Origin of the sequence: Luteimonas sp. 22616, from assembly GCF_052044325.1 — a bacterium.
Classification (GTDB): Bacteria; Pseudomonadota; Gammaproteobacteria; order Xanthomonadales; family Xanthomonadaceae; genus Luteimonas.
The window spans coordinates 2,350,533-2,371,905 of the sequence record NZ_JBQEMW010000001.1 but is presented as its reverse complement, the minus strand read 5'-3'; the positions used below and the strand labels follow the sequence as shown (position 1 = coordinate 2,371,905).

Here is a 21,373-nt window from a genome sequence, read left to right as displayed (position 1 = left end):
CTCAGGGCTCCTGTCCACCGGCGTCCGGCGTGACTTGGGCGGAGATCCATTCCAGGTAGGCCGGCAGGCCGGCGGCGGCTTCGACCGCGACCACTTCCGGGAGTTCGTACGGATGCAGCGCAACGATCCGTTCCGCGAGCTCGGGCATGCGCGCGGCCACGGTCTTGATCAGCAGCTGCACCTCGTCGGCGCGTTCCACAGCACCGCGCCACCGGTACACCGACTGCACGCCCGGCAGCACGCTGACGCAGGCGGCCAGGCGCTCACCGACCAGCGCCTCGGCGATGCGCGAGGCGGTGGCGGCGTCGGGGCAGGTGCAGAACGCAATGACGGCGTGTGGCATGGCCCCGATTGTACGGATTGCCGTACGGGGCCATGCCGGGGCGGACCCGCCGCCGGGGTCAGTTCAGCTGGCAGGTCGCCGGTTTGGTGGACTCGAACAGGCCCTGCGTGGCCCATTCGGGGTGGTCGACGAAGGGATTGCGGTTGCCCTGGAAGCTGTAGATCACTTCATTGCGTTCGCGCTCGGCGGTATCCGGCGGGTCGGCCTGGTGCCAGGCCAGCAGGGTCGACAACAGGCCCATGTAGGCCGGCGAACCCGAGGTCTTGACGATCTTGCTGCGGATGTCGGTGAGCTCCAGGTCGGGTTCGGACTGGCCGCTGTGGATGTCCTTGCCACCCTCGTAGCGGATCGCCATGTACATCACCGCGCGCGCCATGTCGCCCTTGCGCTTGTCCCAGACCTCGAACGAACCGCCGTTGCCGTCCGGGCCCTTCACCCAGTTGGAATCACCGGCGTCGCTGCCGCCGCCGCTGCCGTTGTTGGCCTCGGTGGCGCGCGCGCCGCAGTTGGCCGAAGCCGGGCAGGCGGCGTAGGGCTTGTTGCCGCGATCGCTGTTGTAGGCCGCGTCGGTGAGATAGAGCATGTGGGTGTCGGTATAGGGCGCGTTGGGCAGGCCCCTGTCGCCGCCGGAGCTGCTGAAGCCCAGCGAGTTGGGCCAGCTGTGCTCGCGGTTGTAGGTCAGCCCGGACCCGGTGCCGGCCCGGTCGCTGCCCTTGGCGTAGCTGCGGTTGCGGTAGGCATCGAGGATGCGGCCGGGATTGGCCGGGTCCTCGTCGGCGATCTCCAGGATCGTCCAGGTGCTGTTGCTGCCGCTGTACGGGTAGACGGTGTGGCCGCGGATGGTCTGGTGCAGCGAGCAGCGCAGTTGCTGCGCGTTGGAGGTGTTGACGCGCGCGTAGTAGTCGTCGTCCCCGCCACCGCCGCCGCCATCGGCAACGTCGAAGCCGATCGATGCGCTGGTGCCCGGATGCGCGCCGCCGTCGTCGCTGATCCTCGCCGCGTCGATCGACAGCACGCAGTGTTCGCCGCCGTGCAGCGCGGTGCTGGTGGACAGGGTGAAGCTGCCGCCCGAGGCCGGGTATGACAGCGTCACGCTGCCGGACACATCGCAGGCCAGCGCGAACGCGCCGCTGGCCGCGCTCACCACTTCGTTGAACACCACCTGCAGGTCGCCCGCGGCCGGGAAGCCGGTGGCGCCGTCGGCGGGCGTCGTGGAGACGAGGATCGGCGCCGGGTTGCCGCCGCCGCTGAAGCTCTGGCCGGCGTTGCAGGCGCCGAAGCTGTGCGCCGACGAGCCGGCCCAGCTGAAGTCGTCGTAGCCACTGCCGTTGCCGCGCAGCTGCAGCGAGGTGCCGACCGGCGTGCTGCTGTTCTCGGCCACCGGCAGGCTGTCGCTGGTCAGGCCCGCGGCCGGGCCGTTGCCGGCTGTGACGCTGCCCTCGTAGCCGAGGAACTGCACCACCTGGCCGCCCGCATCGACCAGGGCGATGGCATCGTTGGCGCCGTTCTGCAGGCCGTCTCGCGGGTAGGCCACGGTGGCGATCCGCACGCTGCCGCCGCAGTTGGTGACGCTGCCGGTGGGAACCGCGGTGTTGCTGTAGACGCTGGCATTGCCCGGCGAACTGCCGCCGTTGTAGAGGTGAATCCGGTAGCCGGACAGGCTCTCGCCGTCGGTAGCGACCACCTCGATCCGCTCGCCGCTGTCGCTGCCGTCGTTGTCGTAGTGCAGCTCGTTGATGAAGACTGCGGCGTGGCCGCTGCCACAGGCCAGCAGCAGGCTGCCGGCGAGCAGGAGGTGGACGGGTCGGGCGACGGCAAGGGCCATGGCGAGGTTCCGGAAGGATGATCCGGGCATCGTGCCGGCGCCCGGCGGGGCGTCGCCATCCGGGGCGACCCTATGCGCGGCCGGGTTCGGCCGGGCGATTGCCGGAAATGGGACATGGAGGCGATTTCACCGCCGGCCCTTGAAAGCCCTGCCGGCCGCCCCATCTCAGCGGCATCCCGGTGACACCGGGTTTTGTTCGCCCGCGGTCTTGGCACTCCTTTCATGCGACTGCTAGAATCCGCGCCCGCTCCAGCGTTTTCCCCAAAACAATCAATCACTTGTGAGGATTTCAATGAATCTCAAGCCGCTCTATGACCGCGTGGTCATCAAGCCGATCGAAGCCGACGAAGTGACCGCCGGTGGCATCGTCATCCCCGACAACGCCAAGGAAAAGCCCACCAAGGGCGAAGTGGTTGCCGTGGGCGAAGGCAAGGCGCTGGACAACGGCCAGCTGCGCGCGCCCAAGGTCAAGGTCGGCGACAAGGTCATCTACGGCCAGTACTCGGGCAGCGCCTACAAGCTCGAAGGCGTCGAATACAAGATCGTGCGCGAAGACGACATCCTCGCGGTGCTGGGCTGATCGCGCCGCGGGAATGAGGGGCATGCAGGGAATGGGGAGCGACACGCCGTCGTTTCCGGCATTCCCGCCGCCGCCCCCGCTCCCGCAAGCCGTCGTTCCCCTCATTCCCCTTATTCCCATTCCCGTTCTTTGAGGTAACTCCAAATGTCCGCCAAGGAAATCCGTTTCGGTGAGGACGCGCGCGCAAAGATGGTGCGCGGCGTCAACGTGCTCGCCAATGCCGTCAAGGCCACCCTCGGCCCGAAGGGCCGCAACGTCGTGCTCGAGAAGAGCTACGGCGCCCCCACGATCACCAAGGACGGCGTGTCCGTCGCCAAGGAGATCGAGCTCGCCGACAAGTTCGAGAACATGGGCGCGCAGATGGTCAAGGAAGTCGCTTCCAAGACCTCCGACAACGCCGGTGACGGCACCACCACCGCCACCGTGCTGGCCCAGGCGCTGATCCGCGAAGGCGCCAAGGCGGTTGCCGCCGGCATGAACCCGATGGACCTCAAGCGCGGCATCGACCAGGCCGTCAAGGCCGCCGTCGTCGAGCTCAAGAACCTGTCCAAGCCCACCGCCGACGACAAGGCGATCGCCCAGGTCGGCACGATCTCGGCCAACTCGGACGAGTCGATCGGCACGATCATCGCCGACGCGATGAAGAAGGTCGGCAAGGAAGGCGTGATCACCGTTGAAGAAGGCTCGGGCCTGGACAACGAACTCGACGTCGTCGAGGGCATGCAGTTCGACCGCGGCTACCTGTCGCCGTACTTCATCAACAACCAGCAGTCGATGTCGGCCGAGCTGGACGACCCCTTCATCCTGCTGCACGACAAGAAGATCTCCAACGTCCGCGACCTGCTGCCCGTGCTCGAAGGCGTGGCCAAGAGCGGCAAGCCGCTGCTGATCGTCGCCGAGGAAGTCGAAGGCGAAGCGCTGGCGACCCTGGTGGTCAACACCATCCGCGGCATCGTCAAGGTCTGCGCCGTCAAGGCCCCGGGCTTCGGCGACCGTCGCAAGGCGATGCTTGAAGACATGGCGATCCTCACCGGCGGCACCGTGATCTCCGAGGAAGTGGGCCTCTCGCTCGAGAAGGCCACGATCAAGGACCTCGGCCGCGCGAAGAAGATCCAGGTCACCAAGGAAAACACCACGATCATCGACGGCGCCGGCGAGACCGGTGGCATCGAAGGCCGCATCAAGCAGATCAAGGCGCAGATCGAAGAGACCTCTTCGGACTACGACCGCGAGAAGCTGCAGGAACGCGTGGCCAAGCTGGCCGGCGGCGTTGCGGTGATCAAGGTCGGCGCCTCGACCGAGATCGAAATGAAGGAAAAGAAGGCCCGCGTCGAAGACGCCCTGCACGCCACGCGCGCAGCGGTGGAAGAAGGCGTGGTCCCGGGCGGCGGCGTGGCCCTGGTGCGCGCGCTGCAGGCTATCGGTGAGCTCAAGGGCATCAACGAAGACCAGAACCACGGCATCGTGATCGCCCTGCGCGCGATGGAAGCGCCGCTGCGCGAGATCGTCGCCAACTGCGGCGAAGAGCCGTCGGTCGTGCTCAACAAGGTCAAGGACGGCAAGGGCAACTACGGCTACAACGCCGCGACCGGCGAGTACGGCGACATGATCGCGTTCGGCATCCTGGACCCGACCAAGGTCACCCGTTCGGCGCTGCAGAACGCGGCCTCGATCGCCGGCCTGATGATCACCACCGAAGCGATGGTGGCCGAGCTGCCGAAGAAGGAAGAGCCGGCGATGCCGGGCGGCGGCGGCATGGGCGACATGGGCGGCATGGGGTTCTGATCCACGCGCCAATCGCTTCAACTGCAACATCGAAAACCCCGCCGCGAGGCGGGGTTTTTGTTTGCGCGCGCAGCACGTCGCGCGATCCGGCTTGAGCAACCCCGGCCACGGGGGCTAGGCTGCGCGCCATGCCAACATCATTGATCATCGTCGACGATTTCCTCGGCCCCGCGGATGCCAAGGGCCTGCGCGAGGCCGGGCTCGGGCTCACCTACCCGGAGCAGCAGGGCGCGTTTCCCGGCCGCAACTCGGCGCAGCGGATGGAAATCGGTGGCCTGGACGAGGCGGTGTCGCGGCTGGTCGGCGAGCCGCTCAAGCCGATGCCGCCGACGCAGTCGCACGCCAAGTTCCGGATCACCCTGGCCGGCGATGTCGGCCGGGCCAAGGTGCACGTGGACTCGTCGCACTGGTCCGGGATCCTGTACCTGAGCCGGCCCGAGGATTGCCGCGGCGGCACCGAGTTCTTCCGCCACATCCCCACCAACACCGAGCGCGCGCCCTACGACGACGCCGAGCTGGCGGCGATGGGCTACACCTCGCGCCACGAGATGTTCCGCGACGTCATCGATCGCGACGGCACCGACGATTCGAAGTGGGAAATGACCATGCGCGTGCCGATGCGCTTCAACCGGCTGGTGTTGCTGCGGCCGTGGCTTTGGCACACCGCGGGCGAGGCGTTCGGCGACCGGCCCGAGAACGGGCGGCTGGTGTACCTGATGTTCTTCGCCGCGGGCTGAGCGAACACGGCGTCACGGTTGCCGTGCGCCTTGCCTGCCGTGCAGTTGAAATGAACGAAGCCCCGCAGCGCCGTGGGGCTTCCGGTTCCGGGGTATCCCGCGGACGCGTGCGTGGCATCGTGAAAGCACATGGGGCCCGGGCATGCGCTCCATCGCCTTGTGCATCAGTCAGGCGGATCGACGCGCCGCAGGTTCCACGACCAGGTGGTGGCGCGTTCCTCGTGACTCGAGTTCGTGCCATCGCTGGAGGAGCGCGGCGTTTCGGCCACGGTCTCCCGTCCGCGGATGGTCTCGGGGTACAGCCCCTCGAGCTTGATGACGTGGCTGAACCCGCCCGTGGTGCCCACGCTCGTCGACTTTTCCTCGTTGCCGTTGCGACTCCAACCATTGCGGACGGAAAATTCGCAGCCCGCCTGCCCGGTGTCGGTATAGGAATAGTGATAGGGAACGGTGACCCCGGCACCCATCAGTATCACGCGGAGCTGGTAGTCACCTCCCCGCATCCGGTTGCCGCTTTGCTCGAGCCGCATCGAGTATGTGCCGGACGCGGAACTCCCGCCTCTGCCGCTTTCCTTTCGCATTTCCTTCCTCTGCTTCAGCATGACCCCGTTGCAGGAGACCAGGGCATCCCTCTTGGACGTGTATTGGTAGGAACCCGAAACCTTGCCGTCTCCCTCCATCTCCCAGACGTCGGTGCCCTCGTTCTTCATGTAGGGCGTCATGCGGATGGTGCGGACGTTGGCGGTCAGCGAGCCCTGGCTGTGCCGGGACACTTCGCTTTTTTCATAATCTTCGTCGCGGCGGTAGCTGCTCTTGCTGTTGTCGACCGAATGGAAGACCGCCGACACCGTGCCCTCGTAGGTGTAATCGGGGATGACTTCCTTGTGATAGGCCACGGTGATGTTGGAAAACACTGCGGGATCCAGGATCCGCCGCGCCCAGTTGCTGGCCACCTCGGTTTGGGTAGTGCCAAGGCCGCCGAGCACCGTGCCGAGAAGGCCCCACGCGCCGGCGGAGTCGCCGTCCATCCATGTTTTCCAGGCGGATTTGAGCGAGTCTGCGACTTCGGTTCCCGGCATCGTGCCGTCGGTGCGCAGGATGGCCTGCCCGGTGACGTTGGCGCTGAGGATGTCGCCGGTGTCGAGGGTCTCGCGCGCGATGTCCACGATGAAATCCGCGCCGACGTGGGTGGCGTCGATGGGGCTCAGCTTTTCGCGCGAGTGGTTGGGGCCGGTGAAGCCGTTCTTCTCCCGGTCCCAGGACGCATGGCCGGTCTCGAACATGGTCCACATGCTGTTGCCGCCATCCAGGCGCCATTCGACTTCCCAGTCCTTCATTTCCTTGATGATGTCCGCCATGTCCGAAGGCGAGGGCAGGCCCAGGGAGGCGAGGCAGGCCTTCAACGCCTTGCCGCTTTCCGATGAATTCAGTTTCTGCACGAACTCACGGTACTTTTCCTCATCCATGCCCACGGTGACCTTGAACGTCACCTCCTTGTCCGCTTCGCCGGGATGCGGCTTGTGCACGAAATCCGTGTCGGCGGTGAGGCGCATGTCGATCGAGCTGTAGAGCAGCATCAGCTTCTGCACCTTGAACGCGTAGTTGATCGCTTCCAGTGCCTTGGCAGCTGCTTTTCCGATCGATCCCGCACCGTCGGCCGCGTTTCCGAAGACGTTGAGTACCGCCTCCATGGTCTTGTTGTTCTGTTCGAAATCGAGTTTTTTCCCCATCTTTTTGTAGTGGTCCGCCAGCGGCGAGCACTCGGTGCTCTGGCTGCCGCTCGCATGGGCTGCGGGAACGACGGCGTCCAGCAGGTGTCCGGACGCTGCCGCAACCGCGTTCATGCCGGGAAGGGCGACTCGCCTGTGGCTTGCAGCCTGCTGGGACACGCCTGGAGAGCCGTCGGCGAAGGCGGCGAAGAACGCGAACAGTTCCAGGTGCGTGAGGGCGTGCTGTTCCGCCCTCCAGTCCGGCGACGCCAGGTCGATCGGCGCCATTTGCCGCGCAGCCATCGCGTGCAGGAAGCGCGCGGAGGCCGCACCGGGCAGCCGGGGGTCTTGGAGTGATTTCTGCACCCACGTCCGCACGCCGTTTTCCAGCACTTTGGGCGGCAGCTGATCTTCCGGGAAAGGAAAACCAAAGTCCTGCAGCATGAACGCCAGTTCGGCCAGGGTGAGGCGCGAGGTGGTGGTCTTGCGGGCACCGTCCATTGCCAGCATCACCAGCTCCGGCGAGGTGACGAACAGGCCGTCGCCGTCCGGAACCAGCACGTCGTCGGCCACCATTTGCGCGCCGACCGCTTCGAGTATGGTGCGCGTGGCCGCCTTCTGCGCCTGCCAGTCGTCCGACAGTAACTGGTCGACGAGCCGGGCTTCGCGCGTGGCGACCTGGATCGGCTCGTGATTGCCCGCATCGCTTCCGGTCACAGGCGGGGTGGCCTTGAACATCCACAGCCCGCCCGCCGCAATCAGCAGAAAAGCGGTGGCCACAACGAGCCGCCGATGCGGCAGCCACAGGTAAAACCGGTGCAGTGCCGGGAACGCGGTGCCGCGCAGCCACGCCCAGAGGGCGGGAATCGCCCGCAGCACGATGAACCTGCCGACGACGACGAGCAGCGCCAGCAAATGCCTGCCCAGCCACAGCAGGCCGCTGCCGATGGCGCTTGCGATGCGTGCAAGCGTGGTGTTCCAGTCCGTCGACATGTCGTGGTTCCGTTCGGGAAGAGGTGAGGCTTGCGGAGGCCGCGGGTGGCTCAGCGGGCCTCGTAGGAGAACTGGCCCTGGAGACCGGCGAACTCACCCACCGGCGAGAAGTGCAGTTGGAAGCTGCCGCCATCGCGGCGCAGGCGCACGGTGCCCTCCAGCGTGCCCGGGTTGCCCGGGCTGACCATCACCTCCGTCTTGCTGCCGGCATTGCCCTTGAGCGCAACCCGCACCGAGCCCTGCTGCACGGTGAAGTGCCCTTTCACGTAGGCCAGGCGCCGGGGGGTGTCGATCTTGATGCTGGCGGAGGTCTGCCGGTCGGACTTCGCGACGGTGAGCGTGCAGTCGTGCCGCATGTCGCCGTAGGAGAGGCTCGTGCCCGAGCATTTCACGACGGCGGCGTGCGGGGGCGCTTCGCAGCCGGAGGTCGCCAGGGCGAGGAATGCGATGCCAAGCCCGGCCAACCACCGGCGCCTTGTCTTGGCACGGACGGCAGCGCGCGTCACTTGGAGGTGACCTTCAGCCGCTCGACCTTGCCGGAGACGGGGACGTCGCAGCTGGCCTGGCTGGAGAAACCCGCGACCGGCATGTTCCGGGTCCCGGTCGTCTCGCCGGCCGCCATGTCGTGGCACGCCGAGCCGGTCATCTCGCCTGCGTTCTGGCACGTGATGACCAGGTCCCAACAGGCCTCGAAGCTGCCGGTGCCGCCGGTGCGCTGCACCTTGCAGTCGACCCCGTGCGGGCCGGGGGCGCCGCAGTCCACGCGGGCGGCATCGGGATTGGTGTTGACGGTACACGCGGCGAGAACCAGCCCGGCGGAAGCCAGGACCAGGGCGTGGATGATGGCTTGCGGTTTCATGGATGGATGCTCCGGGTCGTGTTCTTGCGGGTTCAATCGAGGTGGATTCAGTAGCCGACGATGATGGCGGTGGAGTTCCTGAGCCTGTTGCCGGATTTCGGCATGAAGTCCAGTTGGAACTCGCGCTGGAAATCGCCCCGCGTATGCCGGTCCTGGATCCTCAGCGGGCGCGAGCCGTCATCGTTCGTCAGCACCGCGGTGACCTTGTAGCGTCCGATCGGGACGTCTTCGATCAGGCCGGCCTGCACCCAGTAGTGGTCTTCCAGCCGCAGGCGCATGGTTTTGCCTGGCGAACCGTCGATCAGCGGGCCGATGGGGGTGAGGGTCAGCTCGATGTTTTCCAGGTCTTCGTAGAAACCGAGGTCCGTGTCGAGCTGGATGAGTCCGCCGTAGTAGCCGTATTCGTTGAGCGGCGTGCGGCCTTCGAGCTTCCACGTGAAGTTGCGGACGGCGCCCTCGTCGTCGAAGGAATCGCTCTTGTCCGGATACAGTTCCAGCTCGTAGGTCTGCCCGTTGTAGGTCTTCTTGAAGGAAGCCTGCGCCATCCATGCGCCGGGTTGCGCCTTGATCCTGTAGGTGCCGTCTTCGCCGGTGGAGCCGTGGATGTAGGAGTTGTAGAACACGCTGTTGTCGAGCAGGATTTTTGCCCCGGCAATCGGCTTGCCCTGCGTGTCGACGACCATGCCCGTGGCGTAGCCTGCCCGGGGCTCGGTGCTGTCGGTGGCCTCGCTTTTTTCGCAGGCGGACAAGCCCCACAGCATCAGGCAGGCCAGGATGGCGATCGATTTTTTCGGCTTGTTCATGGTCGGGTGTTTCGAAGGTTGCTTGGAGAAGGTCATGCGGTCAGCGCCCGAACAGTCCGCGCAGCACGCCCTTCGCTGCGTCCTTGGCGGTCGGTTTCGCGGCTTCCTGCGAAGCGCCGGGTGCGATGGCGCCAGCCGACGGCATCAGCATCGCGGTGGACTTGTTGCGCACGTGCACGCGCCAGCCCGGCTGGGTGATGGTGCGATCGTTGCCGTAGGCGACCATCTGCACCATCGGCGCGCCGCCACTGCCGGCGAACACCTCGCGCGGCACCTGGCAACTGCGTGCGTCGGCGCCGAGCAGCGTGCGCTTGCCGGCCCACTGGGTGACGAGCTGTTCGGGCAGGAAGTCGATCAGTTCCGGCCCCGCGTAGCCGTCCTCCGAACTGCTCCACATCACGATGGTGTCGCCGTCCATCGCGGTGGCGTGGATGAAGTAGGCGCGGGCGCCGTCGACGCCGTTCCAGCGCAGCGCCATGCCCTGTTCCGCGCTGCCTGCGTTTTCGAGCTTGAGCTCCGGCAGGAAGTCGTGGTCGCGTCCGAGTTCGAACTGCATCGCATCGGGCAGCCCGTCGCCGGTGACGCGATGCGTGCCGACCAGCGAGGCCTTTGTCGACACCGACTTGCGGCTCGACGGGTTGGGCCACAGCGCGTGCCCGGTACCGGTGTCGACGCCGTGCTGCGGCACCTTGCGCGGGGTCATGGTGCGGCCGCCCTGGATGGGCTTGCCGTTGCGGATCGTCAGCGTGTACCTGGCCGGCTGGCCGGAGCGCACCTGCTCGCCGCAGCCCCAGTAGTAGTGGATCGTGTAGGGGCCGCCGTCGGCGAGCCCCTGGCTGTTGGCCGCCGAGCCATCGGCGGCGGCATGCGCCTGTTTGCGCTGCGGCGGCAGCAGGTCGATGCGGTCGCCCAGTCGCAGGCCATCGGGAACGGACTGGCTGGCCGGCGCGCCGGGCTGGCGGCGGTTGTCCAGCGCCACGTCCAGGTACTTGCCGGGCATGCCCGGGTGCCGGGCCTGGCCGTAGCTGGCGTTGCCGCCGGACATCGCTCCGGCCATGCGGCCAAGCGCGCCGAGTCCCGCCATGCCGGGCATGGTGTGGGTGGCGACGTCGATGTAGAGATCGGCCTGCACCGCCTGGGCGTTTGCAGGCGCGGGCAGGGCGGCGGCCAGGGCGAGCGCCAGCGTCGAGGCGACGAGGAAAGAAGAACGATGCATGTTGAACCACCCGGATAGGGCGGGCCGAACGGCGGCCCGGCCGGGCCCGGTGGGTCCGGGCACCCCATCCACGAGATTTGGCGGACGGAACTGACAGGTGCGGGGGTGCACTGCCGCCGGTTGGGTGCGTCGCGCAGGGGAATGGCCTTTCTTCCTGCGGAGGAATCGCCGTTCCCTGTTTGAGGCATGCGTCGCTGCCATCTGGCTGGCCCCGACGCGGCCGGCAGGCCTTCGGGGCGAATGTCCCCCGGCATCCGCCTTGCGGCGTATGCCTCCTCCTTGATTTCGCCCCGAAGGCCTGCCGGCCGCGCCGGGGCGATCGGATCGCAGGCCCGCCGGGAGGGCGAGCTTTCGCCTTGCGCTTGCGGAGCCGCCGCGCTGGTCGGAATGCGGGCACTCGTACCCGGCGCCCCACCATCGCGCAAACGCAGCGTTTTCCCCAAGACCGGAAGCAGAAAAAAGAACGCCCCGGTCGAAACCGGGGCGCAGGGTCATCACGGGTTGTCGCCTGCCCGCCGTCCGTGGCGGGCAGGCGCAGGTCGCCTGGTTACAGATCGATGCCGAAGCCCACGCCGGCCGAGCGGTCGCTGCCGCTGAAGGCGCCGCCGAGCGAGAACGACGCGCGCCCGACGCGCTTGCCGTAGCCGATCGACAGGCCGCGCTCGCCGCCCTGGAAGCCGGCGCCGACCGCGATGCGGCCGCGCTCGCTCTGGGTGCCGGAGGCGTTGATCGCCATGTTCAGCATCGCCGCGCTCATCGCACCCATGCGGTCGATGCGGCGGTTCTGCTGGTGCAGGCGGCGGTCGACGTCGTCGAAGCGGTCTTCGAGTGCGTCGAGGCGGTCATTGAGCCCGTCGGCGTCGAACCCGATCAGCTGCTGGATGGCGATGTCGGTGTACTCGTTGGCCGAGTTCAGCGTGGTGGTGTCACCGGTGGCCATGTCGTCGCGGATCGCGTCCTCGCGGCCGTCGGTGTAGGCGGTGGCTTCGTTGAGGGTGTCGGCGTCGCCGGCGTTCGAGATCTCGGTGGAGATTCCGCGCACCTGGTCTTCGTTCAGGCCGTCGCCGGCCGGGCCCTGCGGACCTGCCGGGCCTGCGGGACCTGCCGGGCCTGTGGGACCCGCCGGGCCCTGCGTGCCACCACCGGGCGGCAGCGCTTCGAGATCGGAGACGCGGGTGTCGAGCGTGGACAGCGCGCCGTCCACCGCGGCGAACGCGTCGCCCACGTTGCCGTGGCTGCCGCCCTGGATCACGTACGTCGGCGCGGTCCACGCGCCGTTGGTGAACGCCGCGCCGCCGCCGAAGTACGAGGCCACGGTGCTGCCCATGTCGTACAGCTGCGACACGTTGACCGCGTCGGTGGCGCTGGTGCCGGCGGCCACGTGGACCAGGCGGCGCTCGTTGTCGGTGTCGCCGAAGGAGACCGTGTCGGCTTCGCTGGCCACCGACATGGCGCCGATCGCCACCGAGTTGGTGGCATCCACCGTCACCTGCGCCTTGGCACCGATCGCAACGCCGCCGGTGGCGGTGAAGCCGGTCGCGCCCTCCGCCAGCACCGAGGCGTCCCGGCCGATGGCGATGGCTTCATAACCGGTGGCGCTGGCATTCATGCCAATCGCAAGACTCTGATAGCCGGCGGCCTTCGACGCGTAGCCGATGGCGCTGCTGCGCACGCCACTGGCGATGTTCTCGTAGCCAAAGGCAGTGCTGCGCTCGCCTTCGGCGGTGTTGTTGAAGCCGAAAGCGCTGGCGCCGGCGGCGGTGGCCTTGTTGTTCGCGCCGAACGCGTTGGCCCCGTTGGCGGTGGCGCGGTTGCTCTGTCCGACGGCGTTCGCATTGTTGGCGGTGGCCTGGTTTCCGTAGCCGAATGCGCTGCTCTGCGTGCCGGTGACGGTGTTCCCGGACCCGAACGCGGATGAAGATCCGCCGGAAGCCTTGTTGGAGCCACCGAATGCATTGCTGTCACCGCCGCTTGCGGTGTTGCTGTGTCCGAATGCGGCGGCGTCCTGGCCGCTGGCTGTGTTCTGCCAGCCGAATGCGCTGGCGCTCTGGCCGGGACTCTTGTTGCTGATGCCAAAGGCACTGCTGCTATTGCCTTGCGCGATGTTGAAGGTGCCGGCTGCGACGCTGTTCAGGGCCTCGGCCGCGTTCGAATGGCCGATTGCGGACGACTGCACGCCGCTGGCGATGTTGCCCTGGCCGACCGCGGTGCTGGTTTTGCCACGTGCGATGTTGTGGTCGCCAACGGCGGTGCTGAATTCTCCGCTGGCGTTGTTGAATTCGCCATACGCGCTGGCATTGGCGGCGCAGGTGCTGTTGTCTTCACCGTGCTCGCTGCCCTGGTTGGTATCGACCGCGGGGGCTGGATCCCACTGCTGCGTGGTGGTGTTGAACACCATGCAGACGGGATCGGCGGCCTTGGCCGGCAGGGCGAGCGCCAGGCCGAGCGCGAGGGCGAGTGGGGCGAGGCGGGTGGCGGTGGTGATGATGGGGTGGTGCATGTCTCTCTCCATTGGGTTCGTGCGTCCGTGGACGCCCCGGAGGGGCGGGGCGTCGTGGTTGCAAGGTGGGTGTCGCGGTACGTGCCGCCGGGCGCATGGGCGCAAACCGGCGGCTCGGGATGCCGGGCCGGGCGCAGCGAACTGGCCGGGCCCGGCAAACCGGACCCTCCATCCACGACAAGCGGCGGCGAAAACTGACAGGGGGCGGAAATTCCGCGGAGGCGCGGTGGCGACCGGGCGCCAGGCGGGCCCGGGAGATGCCCGCCGACCGCGTCGGCGAAGCCCTCGCACATCGCGGTCAAGGCCCGGCGGCCTTAGCCGCGAGGCGGACGTAGCTGGCGGTCCGAGGAGCACCAGCCCGTGAATAAGGCTCGGGCGCCGGGTGCTCGAGCTCGCCAGCCTTATCGATGAAGTGCAGGAGGTCGGCGGTCGAGGCCCGACAACCTCATCGATGAGGTTCGAGGACCTGACGGTCCAGGTGTCGTGACCTCAGCTGCGGAGCCGGGAACCTTGGCGTTCGACGCGCGGCGACCTCGTCGGTCGAACACGCCATTTCCGCGGCCGGGATACCGGGGCCTGAGCTACGGAAGCGCCAGGCAGTTCGCCTCGTTGGGCGTGGCAAGGCAATGTGACAGTGGCGGCTTGTTCGCGAACCCGCCAAGTTCGGCGACAAGCCCCGTTTCGGTCGCCGTGTTGCCTGCGTTGCGTGCCAGCAGCATCGACAGCATCCACGGACGCATCCAGTTGTTGTCCGGCCCGCGGTTGCCCTTGGCGCTTCGCAACGTATCCGCAAGCTCCCCAGCCTCGCCCAGCCGGCCCCGTGCGATCAGCACTTCCGCCTGCGCCAGCGAAAAGTAGATCGAGTCGCCGGCCTTCGCGGACGCCGGACACTGGTCGAGGGCCTTCCGCGCTTGCGCCACGTCGCCCTGGCGGACATGGATCGACGCGCGCAAACCGCAGAGGCTGCGCGTGACCCCCGTGTCCAGCTGATTGTTCAGGGCTCGCAGCGCCTGACTGCGATCAACGTCCTCCAGCGCACCGGCGTACTGGCCTAGCGAGGTGCGGAGTATCGCGCGATAACGGGCGCACTCGGCGGCGTGGAGATTCTTGCGTCCGATCGCGCGGTCGATGTCCGCACCCGCGTCGTAGTGCTGCAAGGCTTCTTCGCGATGGCCGCCGCGCAGGTGCAGGTGCGCGCCCAACTGGCACTGGATCACCGCGGTGGTCTGGTGCGGCTGGTCGTAGACCGATTCGGCGATCTTCACCGCCTGCTCCAGCATCTCGCGGGCGCGCTCGGCTTTGCCGGCCAGCAGGAACGTCGGCGACGCGTTGGCCAGGGCATAGGCGTGCCATCCGCTCGTTTCCCCTTCCAGCAGCCGCGTGAGGCGTAGCGACTCGTCCAGGATGGGCAGGACCTCGGCGCGATCCCGCTCTGCGTACGTCATGGCCACAGCCATGCCATCCAGGATGTTGCGGTGCAGGTCGGTGTCGCCGAATCCAGCGGCAACGGCATCGTCCAGCAGTTCGCGGGACATGGTTTCCGCGGCGCCGGGATCGAGGAACGTCGTTGCCATCGCCAATGCCAGCCTGGCGTCGAGACGGCTGCGGGCAGGGACCTCATGGGCTTCGCCAAGCGCGACGGCCTTCCGTGCGTGTTCGACCGCCGGCTTCTGCTTGCCGGTGTTCCAGTACGTCTCCGCTAGTTCCTGGTGCACGCGCATCCGTTCCGGAATGCCACCGTGGCCACGGCCTTCGAGCAGGCCCAGGGCGGTGCGGAGATCGTCTTCCGCCTGTTCGTAGCGGCTCAATTTCATGCGGGCGGTGCCGGTGAGGGTCAGGATGTCGGCCGCCGCCAGCGGGTCGTTGGCAACGATGTCGGAGCGCGCGCGCTTGGAGCCTTCGTCGAGCAGATCCAGCGCGCTCGGCACTTCGTCGGCCGAGGGCAGGGTCGAGGCGAACACTTGCTGCAGGAAGTCGCGCACCAGGACGGCGCGCTGGGCCTGGACACGGGCGTTTTCCGCTTCGCGCCGCGCCGCATCCGCCTGCCAAAGCGTCGCGCCGATGCCGCCGGCGATGCTCGCCACCAGCAACACCGCTGCCGCCACGCCCAGCTTGTTGCGCCCGACGAACTTGCGGAAGCGATAGCCCAGCTTCGGCCGCTGCGCCAGCACCGGCTGGCCGTCGAGCCAGCGGCGCAGGTCGTCGGCCAGGGCTTCGGCGGAGGAGTAGCGCTGTTCCGGTTCGGGCGCGAGCGCTTTCTGCAGCACGCGGTCGAGGTCGTTCTTCAGCGCGGCGTGGTGGCGGTGGTGGAGGTCGTCGTCGTCGCGGACCAGCAGCGAGGGGCGGGTTGGCGTGGTGGCCTCACCGGGTTCGGCCTCGCGCGGGGCCCGGCCGCTGAGCAGTTTGTGCAGCAGGGCGCCGATGCCGTACACGTCCATCGCTGTGCTCGAAGGCGCCCCCAGCTGCTGTTCCGGCGCGGCGTAGCCCGGGGTCAGCGCGCGCCACAGGGTGTGGGTGCGTTCGTCGGTCGAATCGGTGAACTGGCCGATGCCGAAGTCGAGCAACCGCACGTGGCCGCCAGCTTCGACCAGCACGTTCGAGGGCTTCAGGTCGCGGTGGATCACCAGGCTGCGGTGGGCGTGGGCCATGGCGTCGCAGACCTGCAGGCAGAGCTTGACGATGGCGCGGGTGTCCAGCGCTTGCTGTTCGCACCAGTGGTCGATGCGCTCGCCTTCCACCAGCGGCATCGCCAGCCAGCAGGTGCCGTCGTCGGCGACGCCGGAGTCGACCAGCGCGGTGATGTTGGGGTGGTTGAGGCGCGCGAGGATTGCGGCTTCGCGCTTGAAACGGTCGCGGCCGACGGCGCCGAGCGCGCCGAGGGTGAGGATCTTGATCGCCGCCTGCTGCCGCGCCATGCCCTGCTCGCGCCAGCCGCGATAGACCACCGCCATGCCGCCGCGACCGAGTTCGGCGCCCAGGGTCCAGCCACCGAGCTGGTGGCCGGCCAGGTTGCCGCCAAACGGATCGAGCGAAGCGCGCGGTTGCCGATGCGCGGCGATCATCTGGTCGAGGTGCCGGCGCACCGGTTCGGCCAGCGCCTGCGCCGCCAGCCAGGCGTCGCGTTCGTCTTCGGGCAGGTCCAGCCACTGGTCGAAGGCGGCGTCGGCGGCCTGCCAGTGGGCGAGCGTCTCGGGATTCATTAGTTGTTCCCCACGAGATTAGGCAGCGGCGACTGACAGGCCGAGCTGCCGAGAGAAGGCGGTTGCCCGGCCCGCGGGAAATGCGAGGCTGCCAGCGGATCGCGGCTGCAGCGGACACGTGGCGTGCGTCCTGCCCGGAGCACAGGCCTCGATCGCAGCGATGCCGGACTAGGGAACGGCCAGGCAGTTCGTTTCATCGGGCTTGGCAAGGCAATGCGAAAGGGGCGGGATGTCGCCAAGATCGCCGAGCTCGGCTGCGAGCTGCGTCTGTGCCGCGGTGTCACCCGTGTTGCGTGCCAGTAGCAGCGACAGCATCCATGGCCGCATCCACTGAGTGCGCGTGATATCGGCTTCGCGTGGATAGCGTTGGCGAATGGCAGCGGCCAGCATGGTGGCTTCCCGGATCTCGCCGCGTGCGAAATGCAGCTCCGCCTGGGCTTGCATGCGCATGATGGCCTTCGGTGCGCCTTCGGTCTGCGGGCACTGGGCGAGGGTGCGTTGCGCTTCGTCCACTGCTCCCAGCCGGATCTGGGCCGTGGCCAGCAGGCCGCAGGTGTCATAGCCCTGCTTGGTGCCGCGGTAATCGAGCTGTTCGAGGATCCGCCAGGCCCGCTCCAGGTTCGCAAGCGCAATATCGAGTTTGCCCATGCTCAAATGCGCATGGCCGCTCATCCGGAAGCAGGACTCGATTTCCTGCTGGTTGTTCGGGAGCTGCGCGTAAATCGCGTCGGCCACCGAGTAGTATTTCAGCGAATCGGCGTTGCGTCCGGTGTAGTAGTGGTAGCCACCCGCGGCACAGTACGCGAGGGCTTTCGTCGAATGGGGTTTCTTGTAGATGCGTTCGGCGATCCCGACCGCCTCGAAAGCGGTCTGTCTGGCGCGTTCGTCGTGGCCAACCGTCAGGAACACCACGACGTTGTTGGCGAGTGTGTGCACGTACCTGCCGCTGTCGGGCCCATCCACCAGGCGCGACAGCCGGATGACTTCTTCCGAGTGCATGGCATGCCCTTCCATGTTGTCCCGCTCCATCGCGAACGCCTGGTCGCGCAGGCCGGTGAGCGCATCGAGGTGCAGCCCGGTGTCCTGCAACCCGTATCGGGACACCGCTTCGATGACCGCCTCGAACTCGGCGCGGGAGGCGCGACGGTCGCTGAAAAAAAGCGCTTCGCCGAGCCTGATCCTGGCATTGAGGTATGTCACCGCATCGCCGTCTTCCGCCAGGGCCAGCGCACCCAGCTCCACCGCCCTGCGTCCATGGGCAATGGCCGCTTCGGTCTTGCCGGTTTCCCGCATCACGCCGCTCAGGCCGGCCTCGATGCGGGAGCGCTCCCGGTACGCCGCGGAGCCCCTGGCCGACAATATCTCGCCTGCCTGGGTCAGGTCGGCCAGCGCCTTGTCGAGGTCGTCCAGCGCCATCCTCGCGTTGCCCGTGAGCATCAGGATGTCCGCAGCGGCCAGCGGGTCCGTATCCAGGACATTCGAGCGCGCGCGGCGCGCACCTTCGTCGAGCAGCTCCAGCGCGCTCGGCACCCCGCCCGACGCAGGTTCGGTGGACTCGAACACGTGCGCCAGGAAGTCGCGCACCACGACCGCGCGCTGGGCCTCGCGCCGGGCTTCGCCGGCCTGCCACAGCGTCGCGCCGATGCCGGCGCCGAGGCTCGCCACCAGCAGCACGCCCGCCGTCACACCCACCTTGTTGCGGGCGATGAACTTGCGCACCCGATAGCCCAGCTTCGGGCGCTGTGCGAGTACCGGCTGGCCGTCCAGCCAGCGGCGCAGATCGTCGGCCAGGGCTTCGGCGGTGGGGTAGCGCTGCTCGGGCTGTTCGGCCAGCGCCTTGAGCAGCACGCGGTCCAGGTCGTTCTTCAGCGGGACGTAGTGATGGTGGTAGGCATCGTCGGCGTCGCGCACCAGCAGCGAGGGCCGGGTGGTATCGGTGCTTTCGCGTGCTGCCTGCGGCGTGCGCCCGGTCAGCAGCCGGTGCAACAGGGCGCCCAGGCCGTAGATGTCGATCGCAGTGCTCGGCGGTGCGCCGTGCAGCTGTTCGGGCGCGGCATAGCCAAAGGTCAGGGCGCGCCACATCGTCTGCGTCTGTTCGTCCTGGGTGTCGGCGAACTGGCCGATACCGAAGTCGAGCAGGCGCACGTGGCCGCCGGCGTCCACCAGCACGTTGGAGGGCTTGATGTCGCGATGGATCACCAGGTTGCGGTGCGCGTAGGCGACCGCGCCGCAGACCTGCAGGTACAGCCGGACGATCGAGCGCGCGTCAGGCGAGTTCGACTCGCACCAGCGGTCGATGCGCTCGCCTTCCACCAGCGGCATCGCCAGCCAGCAGGTGCCGTCGTCGGCGACGCCGGAGTCGACCAGCGCGGTGATGTTGGGGTGATTGAGGCGCGCCAGGATCGCGGCTTCGCGCTTGAAGCGGTCGCGGCCGACGGCGCCGAGCGCGCCGAGGGTCAGGATCTTGATCGCCGCCTGCTGCCGGGCCATGCCCTGCTCGCGCCAGCCGCGGTAGACCACGGCCATGCCGCCGCGGCCCAGTTCGGTATCCAGGGTCCAGCCGCCGAACTGGTGGCCGGCCAGGTTGCCGCCTGACGGATCGAGCGCCGCGCGCGGGCGACAGTGGGCGGCCACGAGCTGGTCGAGCCGGTGCCGTACGGGAATGGCAAGCACCTGCGCGGCGAGCCAGGCGTCGCGTTCGCCTTCGGGCAGGTCCAGCCATTGGTCGAACAGGACATCCGCGGCGCGCCAGTGCGCCAGGGTGTCAGCGTCCATCGCCACCGTCGTCGAGCATCGCCTGGAGGAAGGCGCGGGCGCGTTCCCATTCGCGATAGACGGTGCGTTCGGAGATTTCGAGCAGGGCGGCGATCTCGGCGAACTCCATGCCGGCGAAGTAGCGCAGCTCGACGATCTGCCGCCGCTGCGGGCTGATCGCTTCCAGCGCCTCCAGCCCCTGGTCGAGCATCAGCACGCTGGTCAGGGCCGAGGCGGCGTCCGGGATCTGGTCGTCGAGGCTGACCATGACCTGGTCGCCGCCGCGCTTGCCGGCGGCGCGCTGGCGCGCGTGTTCGACCAGGATCCAGCGCATCGCCTTGGCCGAGGCGGCGAAGAAATGGTTGCGGTCGGCCAGCGACAGCGGCGAACCCTGGCTGATCCGCAGGAACAGTTCGTGCACCAGCACGGTGGGGGTGAACGTCGATTCGCGGCCGTACATGCGCGAGTTGGCGAGGCGGCGCAGCTCGGGGTACAGCGCTTCGAACACGGCCCCCATCTGCGCCGGCTCGCCGTCGCGGGCAAGTGCGAGCAATCTGGTGATGTCGGCTTCCGCCATTTCCCGCTTCCCCTGGTCCGCTTCCTCCGGACGCGCAACCGCCGACGCTACCAGTCCCCCCGTGCGGAGACAATCCGGGTGCGTCCGGGGCGCAGGCAGAAAGTGGCCGTTTCGGGCTGGCATGTACGGGCGACCGTCCGCCACGCGTGGCGCGGACGCCCGCCATGGCCGGCGGCGGGAAGCCTTATAGTCGCCGCTGCTTCCGAACAGTGGATGACGGCATTCGATGATGGCGGCGGAAACGACAGTCCCGGCGAGCGGCGCGGCGGCGACCACGGGTCTCGCAACCGTGGGCCTTGCCGCCGGCGGCACCGGCGGGCACCTGTTCCCGGCTGAAGCGCTGGCGCGCGAGCTGCAGCGGCGTGGCCACGACGTGGTGATCTACACCGAGCGACGCGGTGCGCAGTACGCGACGGCGCTGGACGGCATCCCGCACGTGGTGCTGCCGGCGCGCAGCTTGGCCGGCGGCGTCGTTGGCAAGCTTGCCGCGGCGCTCACCATCGCCCGCGCGACGCTACAGGCACGGCGCGACATGAAGCGCCGCGGCGTGGCGCTGCTGGCCGGTTTCGGCGGTTATCCGAGCTTCGCCCCGGCGGTGGCCGCGAAAAGCCTGAAGCTGCCGCTGCTGCTGCACGAACAGGCCACGCGCCTGAGCATGGCCAACCGCAAGCTGCTGGGCCATGCCGATGCGCTGGCGACCTCCTTCCCGGCCGTTGCCGGCGCGGACGGCATCGACCCGGCGCGCATCACCGAGACCGGCAACCCGGTGCGCGCGGGGATCCTCGCCGCGCGCGGCGACTACCCGGCGCTGTCGGCGGACACGCCGCTGGAGCTGCTGGTGGTCGGCGGCAGCCAGAGCGCGCGCGTGTTCGGCGAGGTGGTGCCGCCGGCGCTGCTTGCCCTGTCGGCGGAGCTGCGCAACCGCCTGCGCGTGGCGCTGCAGTACAAGGGCGACGATGCCGATGCGATCGCCGCGCGGCTGCGCGAGGCCGGCATCGCCGCCGACGTGCGCCCGTTCTTCGACGACATGGGCGCGCGCCTGCGCGCCGCGCACCTGGTCATCGCCCGCGCCGGCGCCACCACCGCGGCCGACCTGCTCACCGTCGGCCGACCGGCGATCTTCGTGCCGATCCCGCATGGCGGCTCGCGCGAGGAACAGCGCCGCAACGCTGAAACGCTGGCCGAAGCGGGCGTGGGCTGGTGCGTGCCGGAACCGGAGTTCACCGCCGAAACGCTGTCGATGCGGCTGGCCGGATTGTTCGCATCGACGATCAAACTGCCGCAGGCCGCGGCGATTGCCGCGTCGATGGCGCGCCCGCAGGCGGCGTCGAACCTGGCCGACCTGGTCGAGCGGCTGCTGGCGCAGCGCACGCGATGAACGCCATGTCCGCGGCCATGCAACCGCGCGGCCGACCGCTTGTCTCCTTCCTCTTCCAGGGATGAAGAGGAGCGTTTGCGAGCCATTGGCTCGCGCGACGAAGATCAAATCCAT

15 protein-coding genes are annotated in these 21,373 nt (G+C 68.2%); 4 read left to right on the top strand and 11 right to left on the bottom strand.

Annotated elements, in window-relative coordinates:
- Position 1 precedes the first annotated feature (1 nt).
- Together cutA and ACTJIL_RS10910 are read right to left on the bottom strand one after the other, a co-directional pair.
- Entirely contained in the window at positions 2-343 is a 342-nt protein-coding gene (gene cutA, locus ACTJIL_RS10915; protein WP_440755534.1) for a divalent-cation tolerance protein CutA, read from the bottom strand.
- Positions 344-401: 58 nt separating this feature from the next.
- Positions 402-2,168, bottom strand: coding sequence for an endonuclease (locus ACTJIL_RS10910; protein WP_440755533.1), 1,767 nt, complete (start codon positions 2,166-2,168; stop codon positions 402-404).
- A gap of 292 nt (positions 2,169-2,460) precedes the next feature.
- On the opposite strand from ACTJIL_RS10910, the gene groES reads away from it, so the two are divergent.
- The 3 genes from groES to ACTJIL_RS10895 all read left to right on the top strand — a co-directional run bounded on the left by groES (position 2,461) and on the right by ACTJIL_RS10895 (position 5,270).
- A complete protein-coding gene (gene groES, locus ACTJIL_RS10905) occupies positions 2,461-2,748 on the top strand; it encodes a co-chaperone GroES (RefSeq protein ID WP_440755532.1) in 288 nt (95 codons plus the stop codon).
- 144 nt (positions 2,749-2,892) lie between these two features.
- Complete coding sequence (gene groL / locus ACTJIL_RS10900; RefSeq protein ID WP_440755531.1) at positions 2,893-4,533, top strand: chaperonin GroEL; 1,641 nt, start codon at positions 2,893-2,895, stop codon at positions 4,531-4,533.
- Between the two features lie 128 nt (positions 4,534-4,661).
- Entirely contained in the window at positions 4,662-5,270 is a 609-nt protein-coding gene (locus ACTJIL_RS10895) for a DUF6445 family protein (RefSeq protein WP_440755530.1), read from the top strand.
- 164 nt (positions 5,271-5,434) lie between these two features.
- On the opposite strand, the gene ACTJIL_RS10890 is transcribed toward ACTJIL_RS10895, so the two are convergent.
- The 9 genes from ACTJIL_RS10890 to ACTJIL_RS10850 all read right to left on the bottom strand — a co-directional run bounded on the left by ACTJIL_RS10890 (position 5,435) and on the right by ACTJIL_RS10850 (position 19,881).
- Positions 5,435-7,972, bottom strand: a complete 2,538-nt coding sequence (locus ACTJIL_RS10890) for a hypothetical protein (protein ID WP_440755529.1) — start codon at positions 7,970-7,972, stop codon at positions 5,435-5,437.
- A 50-nt stretch (positions 7,973-8,022) separates the two neighbouring features.
- Positions 8,023-8,328: a hypothetical protein gene (locus tag ACTJIL_RS10885; protein WP_440755528.1), complete on the bottom strand. Its 306-nt coding sequence runs from the start codon at positions 8,326-8,328 to the stop codon at positions 8,023-8,025.
- Positions 8,329-8,474: 146 nt separating this feature from the next.
- Positions 8,475-8,831, bottom strand: a complete 357-nt coding sequence (locus ACTJIL_RS10880) for a hypothetical protein (RefSeq protein ID WP_440755527.1) — start codon at positions 8,829-8,831, stop codon at positions 8,475-8,477.
- A 47-nt stretch (positions 8,832-8,878) separates the two neighbouring features.
- Entirely contained in the window at positions 8,879-9,634 is a 756-nt protein-coding gene (locus ACTJIL_RS10875; RefSeq protein ID WP_440755526.1) for a carboxypeptidase-like regulatory domain-containing protein, read from the bottom strand.
- Positions 9,635-9,674: 40 nt separating this feature from the next.
- Complete coding sequence (locus ACTJIL_RS10870; protein ID WP_440755525.1) at positions 9,675-10,850, bottom strand: hypothetical protein; 1,176 nt, start codon at positions 10,848-10,850, stop codon at positions 9,675-9,677.
- Positions 10,851-11,397: 547 nt separating this feature from the next.
- Positions 11,398-13,350, bottom strand: coding sequence for a hypothetical protein (locus ACTJIL_RS10865; protein ID WP_440755524.1), 1,953 nt, complete (start codon positions 13,348-13,350; stop codon positions 11,398-11,400).
- A 581-nt stretch (positions 13,351-13,931) separates the two neighbouring features.
- Positions 13,932-16,550 (bottom strand): serine/threonine protein kinase, encoded by a 2,619-nt coding sequence (locus ACTJIL_RS10860; protein WP_440755523.1) that lies wholly within the window; start codon positions 16,548-16,550, stop codon positions 13,932-13,934.
- Positions 16,551-16,718: 168 nt separating this feature from the next.
- Entirely contained in the window at positions 16,719-19,325 is a 2,607-nt protein-coding gene (locus tag ACTJIL_RS10855; protein WP_440755522.1) for a serine/threonine protein kinase, read from the bottom strand.
- Positions 19,315-19,881 (bottom strand): ECF-type sigma factor, encoded by a 567-nt coding sequence (locus tag ACTJIL_RS10850; protein WP_440755521.1) that lies wholly within the window; start codon positions 19,879-19,881, stop codon positions 19,315-19,317. Before ACTJIL_RS10850 ends, ACTJIL_RS10855 begins: the two co-directional genes overlap by 11 nt.
- Positions 19,882-20,110: 229 nt before the next feature.
- Between ACTJIL_RS10850 and ACTJIL_RS10845 the strand changes: the two genes are divergently transcribed.
- Positions 20,111-21,259 (top strand): UDP-N-acetylglucosamine--N-acetylmuramyl-(pentapeptide) pyrophosphoryl-undecaprenol N-acetylglucosamine transferase, encoded by a 1,149-nt coding sequence (locus ACTJIL_RS10845; protein ID WP_440755520.1) that lies wholly within the window; start codon positions 20,111-20,113, stop codon positions 21,257-21,259.
- The last annotated feature ends 114 nt before the right edge of the window (positions 21,260-21,373 follow it).